General features: G+C 50.4%; 2 tRNA genes and 3 rRNA genes. All 5 read left to right on the forward strand.

Annotated elements, in window-relative coordinates:
• The first annotated feature begins 230 nt into the window (after positions 1 to 230).
• The 5 genes from KHU33_RS25020 (at position 231) to rrf (ending at position 5,563) form a co-directional block, all read left to right on the forward strand.
• Positions 231 to 1,761 (forward strand): 16S ribosomal RNA (locus KHU33_RS25020).
• A 123-nt stretch (positions 1,762 to 1,884) separates the two neighbouring features.
• Positions 1,885 to 1,961 (forward strand) — tRNA-Ile (locus KHU33_RS25025).
• Between the two features lie 9 nt (positions 1,962 to 1,970).
• Positions 1,971 to 2,046, forward strand: a tRNA-Ala gene (locus KHU33_RS25030).
• A 339-nt stretch (positions 2,047 to 2,385) separates the two neighbouring features.
• Positions 2,386 to 5,260 (forward strand): 23S ribosomal RNA (locus KHU33_RS25035).
• A 190-nt stretch (positions 5,261 to 5,450) separates the two neighbouring features.
• A 5S ribosomal RNA gene (gene rrf, locus KHU33_RS25040) occupies positions 5,451 to 5,563 on the forward strand.
• The 16S, 23S and 5S rRNA genes sit together here with 2 tRNA genes alongside, the layout of an rRNA operon.
• Positions 5,564 to 5,617: the final 54 nt, after the last annotated feature.

Raw genomic sequence — 5,617 nt, forward strand, 5'->3', positions numbered from 1 at the left:
CCGGGTTTTTGGTGGCGCGAAGTGGAAGGTTCTTTAACAATTAACAGTCGATAAGTGTGGGCGTTTGATGGAAGTGCAGCGCTGCTGATGTAAGTCAGGAGCGTATAACTTAAAACATTAAATGTTCACAGAAGAAGAAAATAGGCGTCTGAATTTATTTGGACGGCCTGTCAGTATTTTGAGTGAGCGATAGCAGAGATGCTAGGCAGCAATGTCACAAAACAGAGATTGAACTGAAGAGTTTGATCCTGGCTCAGATTGAACGCTGGCGGCATGCCTTACACATGCAAGTCGAACGGTAACAGGGAGCTTGCTCCGCTGACGAGTGGCGAACGGGTGAGTAATATATCGGAACGTACCTTTGAGTGGGGGATAACTAGTCGAAAGACTAGCTAATACCGCATACGATCTACGGATGAAAGTGGGGGCTCGCAAGACCTCATGCTCATAGAGCGGCCGATATCTGATTAGCTAGTTGGTGAGGTAAAGGCTCACCAAGGCATCGATCAGTAGCTGGTCTGAGAGGACGACCAGCCACACTGGGACTGAGACACGGCCCAGACTCCTACGGGAGGCAGCAGTGGGGAATTTTGGACAATGGGGGCAACCCTGATCCAGCAATGCCGCGTGAGTGAAGAAGGCCTTCGGGTTGTAAAGCTCTTTTGTCAGGGAAGAAACGGGATTTTCTAATACAGAGTCCTAATGACGGTACCTGAAGAATAAGCACCGGCTAACTACGTGCCAGCAGCCGCGGTAATACGTAGGGTGCAAGCGTTAATCGGAATTACTGGGCGTAAAGCGTGCGCAGGCGGTTGTGTAAGACAGGTGTGAAATCCCCGGGCTTAACCTGGGAATGGCATTTGTGACTGCACGGCTAGAGTGTGTCAGAGGGGGGTAGAATTCCACGTGTAGCAGTGAAATGCGTAGAGATGTGGAGGAATACCGATGGCGAAGGCAGCCCCCTGGGATAACACTGACGCTCATGCACGAAAGCGTGGGGAGCAAACAGGATTAGATACCCTGGTAGTCCACGCCCTAAACGATGTCTACTAGTTGTCGGGTCTTAATTGACTTGGTAACGCAGCTAACGCGTGAAGTAGACCGCCTGGGGAGTACGGTCGCAAGATTAAAACTCAAAGGAATTGACGGGGACCCGCACAAGCGGTGGATGATGTGGATTAATTCGATGCAACGCGAAAAACCTTACCTACCCTTGACATGGAAGGAATCCCGAAGAGATTTGGGAGTGCTCGAAAGAGAACCTTTACACAGGTGCTGCATGGCTGTCGTCAGCTCGTGTCGTGAGATGTTGGGTTAAGTCCCGCAACGAGCGCAACCCTTGTCATTAGTTGCTACGAAAGGGCACTCTAATGAGACTGCCGGTGACAAACCGGAGGAAGGTGGGGATGACGTCAAGTCCTCATGGCCCTTATGGGTAGGGCTTCACACGTCATACAATGGTACATACAGAGGGCCGCCAACCCGCGAGGGGGAGCTAATCCCAGAAAGTGTATCGTAGTCCGGATTGTAGTCTGCAACTCGACTACATGAAGTTGGAATCGCTAGTAATCGCGGATCAGCATGTCGCGGTGAATACGTTCCCGGGTCTTGTACACACCGCCCGTCACACCATGGGAGCGGGTTTTACCAGAAGTAGGTAGCCTAACCGTAAGGAGGGCGCTTACCACGGTAGGATTCGTGACTGGGGTGAAGTCGTAACAAGGTAGCCGTATCGGAAGGTGCGGCTGGATCACCTCCTTTCTAGAGTTTGCATGAAAGTTAAGCGTCCACACTTATCGTCTGTTAATAAAGAAGAACAGGTATCGGTCAAAGGCTGCGGCATGAGAGTGCTGAAGTTGATGGTAGGCTCGTACTGATCCAAGCGGGTCTGTAGCTCAGTTGGTTAGAGCACCGTGTTGATAACGCGGGGGTCGTTGGTTCGAGCCCAACCAGACCCACCACAAAGTTTCGGGGGTTTAGCTCAGCTGGGAGAGCACCTGCTTTGCAAGCAGGGGGTCGTCGGTTCGATCCCGTCAACCTCCACCAAGTTTCCTTGGTGAGAAATATCAAACCTAAGTCGGTGCAGCGCATGGTTATGCGGGGATGTACTGGGATTTAGGTTTGGTCTTTTGAAGATCAAAAGCAATAACTGTTCTTTAACAATTTAGAAGAAGTAGTAAAGATTCGTCAGCAGACAAGACATTGTTTGTTGATGGGTATGATTGTATCAAATCAAAAAGTATGTAAAGAGTTCTCAAAAGACTCCATGGGCGCAAGCTGCATGGAGAATGCGAAAACGCTTTGGATACGGCAAACGCTAAACTCATAGAAATACCTCTATAACCGGTTGTTGGCTGTGAACGCAGTCAGAGGCTAACGTTATAGGGACAAGTGAATAAGTGCACATGGTGGATGCCTTGGCGATATCAGGCGATGAAGGACGTAGTAGCTTGCGATAAGCTGCGGGGAGCTAGCAAACAAGCTTTGATCCGCAGATTTCCGAATGGGGAAACCCGGCCCTAGTGGTCATTGCACACTGAATACATAGGTGTGTAAAGCGAACGTGGCGAACTGAAACATCTAAGTAGCTGCAGGAAAAGAAATCAACCGAGATTCCCAAAGTAGTGGCGAGCGAAATGGGAACAGCCGCAAGTTTTAGCAGTGGACATAGTGGAATGCTCTGGAAATGGCAGCCATAGAGGGTGATAGCCCCTTACACGAAATGATCATTGTGGAACTAAGCTTGCAACAAGTAGGGCGGGACACGTGTAATCCTGTCTGAACATGGGGGGACCATCCTCCAAGGCTAAATACTCGATATCGACCGATAGTGAACCAGTACCGTGAGGGAAAGGCGAAAAGAACCCCGGAAGGGGAGTGAAATAGATCCTGAAACCGTGTGCATACAAACAGTAGGAGCGGACTTGTTCCGTGACTGCGTACCTTTTGTATAATGGGTCAGCGACTTACATTCAGTGGCAAGCTTAACCGTATAGGGAAGGCGTAGAGAAATCGAGTCCGAATAGGGCGTTCAGTCGCTGGGTGTAGACCCGAAACCAAGTGATCTACTCATGGCCAGGATGAAGGTGCGGTAACACGCACTGGAGGTCCGAACCCACTAATGTTGAAAAATTAGGGGATGAGCTGTGGGTAGGGGTGAAAGGCTAAACAAACTTGGAAATAGCTGGTTCTCTCCGAAAACTATTTAGGTAGTGCCTCAAGTATCACCATCGGGGGTAGAGCACTGTTATGGCTAGGGGGTCATCGAGACTTACCAAACCATTGCAAACTCCGAATACCGATGAGTGCGAGCTTGGGAGACAGACGCCGGGTGCTAACGTCCGACGTCAAGAGGGAAACAACCCAGACCGCCAGCTAAGGTCCCAAAGATTGGCTAAGTGGCAAACGAAGTGGGAAGGCTAAAACAGTCAGGAGGTTGGCTTAGAAGCAGCCATCCTTTAAAGAAAGCGTAATAGCTCACTGATCGAGTCGTCCTGCGCGGAAGATGTAACGGGGCTAAGCCAGTCACCGAAGCTGCGGATATCCATTTATGGATATGGTAGGAGAGCGTTCTGTAAGCCTGCGAAGGTGTCTTGTAAAGGATGCTGGAGGTATCAGAAGTGCGAATGCTGACATGAGTAGCGATAATGGGGGTGAAAAGCCCCCACGCCGTAAGCCCAAGGTTTCCTGTTCAACGTTCATCGGAGCAGGGTGAGTCGGCCCCTAAGGCGAGGCAGAGATGCGTAGCTGATGGGAAGCAGGTTAATATTCCTGCACCGTCGTTAGATGCGATGGGGGGACGGATCGCGGAAGGTTGTCCGGGTGTTGGAAGTCCCGGTTCCTATATCAGAGAAGGCTGTTAGGCAAATCCGGCAGCGTAATTCAAGGGTATGGGACGAGCAAACTTGTTTGCGAAGCAATCGGAAGTGGTTCCAAGAAAAGCCTCTAAGCTTCAGTCTAACGAGACCGTACCGCAAACCGACACAGGTGGGCGAGATGAGTATTCTAAGGCGCTTGAGAGAACTCGGGAGAAGGAACTCGGCAAATTTGTACCGTAACTTCGGGATAAGGTACGCCCATGTAGTTTGACTGGCCTGCGCCAGAAGGACGAAAGGGCTGCAATAAAAAGGTGGCTGCGACTGTTTAATAAAAACACAGCACTCTGCAAACACGAAAGTGGACGTATAGGGTGTGACGCCTGCCCGGTGCTGGAAGATTAAATGATGGGGTGCAAGCTCTTGATTGAAGTCCCAGTAAACGGCGGCCGTAACTATAACGGTCCTAAGGTAGCGAAATTCCTTGTCGGGTAAGTTCCGACCTGCACGAATGGCGTAACGATGGCCACACTGTCTCCTCCCGAGACTCAGCGAAGTTGAAATGTTTGTGATGATGCAATCTACCCGCGGCTAGACGGAAAGACCCCATGAACCTTTACTGTAGCTTTGCATTGGACTTTGAACCAATCTGTGTAGGATAGGTGGGAGGCTTTGAAGCGGGGACGCTAGTTCTCGTGGAGCCAACCTTGAAATACCACCCTGGTTTGTTTGAGGTTCTAACCTTGGTCCGTTATCCGGATCGGGGACAGTGCATGGTAGGCAGTTTGACTGGGGCGGTCTCCTCCCAAAGTGTAACGGAGGAGTTCGAAGGTACGCTAGGTACGGTCGGACATCGTGCTAATAGTGCAATGGCATAAGCGTGCTTAACTGCGAGACTGACAAGTCGAGCAGGTACGAAAGTAGGACATAGTGATCCGGTGGTTCTGTATGGAAGGGCCATCGCTCAACGGATAAAAGGTACTCTGGGGATAACAGGCTGATTCCTCCCAAGAGTTCATATCGACGGGGGAGTTTGGCACCTCGATGTCGGCTCATCACATCCTGGGGCTGTAGCCGGTCCCAAGGGTATGGCTGTTCGCCATTTAAAGTGGTACGTGAGCTGGGTTTAAAACGTCGTGAGACAGTTCGGTCCCTATCTGCCGTGGGCGTTGGAAATTTGAAGGGGGCTGCTCCTAGTACGAGAGGACCGGAGTGGACGAACCTCTGGTGTACCGGTTGTCACGCCAGTGGCATTGCCGGGTAGCTAAGTTCGGAAGAGATAACCGCTGAAAGCATCTAAGCGGGAAACTTGCCTTAAGATGATATTTCCCGGGAACTAGATTCCCCTAAAGGGTCGTTCGAGACCAGGACGTTGATAGGTCAGGTGTGGAAGCGTAGTAATACGTTAAGCTAACTGATACTAATTGCCCGTGAGGCTTGTCCCTATAACCTTAGCAGGTTATATGATGAGCTTTTAATTGTTTGCCAAGGTGCTCAACACACCGTTTGGACATTCATACCCAACCGGACTCACTCTCTGTGAAAACAACAGTGAGTTCGGTATAAAAAACTACTTCTTCTAAATTGCGCTTCTTGTTGCTCCAACTGGAGAACAAGCAGCGGCTACAAGTTATGCCTGATGACCATAGCGAGTTGGTACCACCCCTTCCCATCCCGAACAGGACCGTGAAACGACTTTGCGCCGATGATAGTGCTGCAACCAGTGTGAAAGTAGGTCATCGTCAGGCTCTTATTAAAAAACCCTCTGAACTAATCATTCAGAGGGTTTTTGCTTTGCGCGT

The sequence above is a fragment of the Collimonas silvisoli genome (assembly GCF_018305005.1).
GTDB classification, from domain to species: domain Bacteria; phylum Pseudomonadota; class Gammaproteobacteria; order Burkholderiales; family Burkholderiaceae_D; genus Collimonas; species Collimonas silvisoli.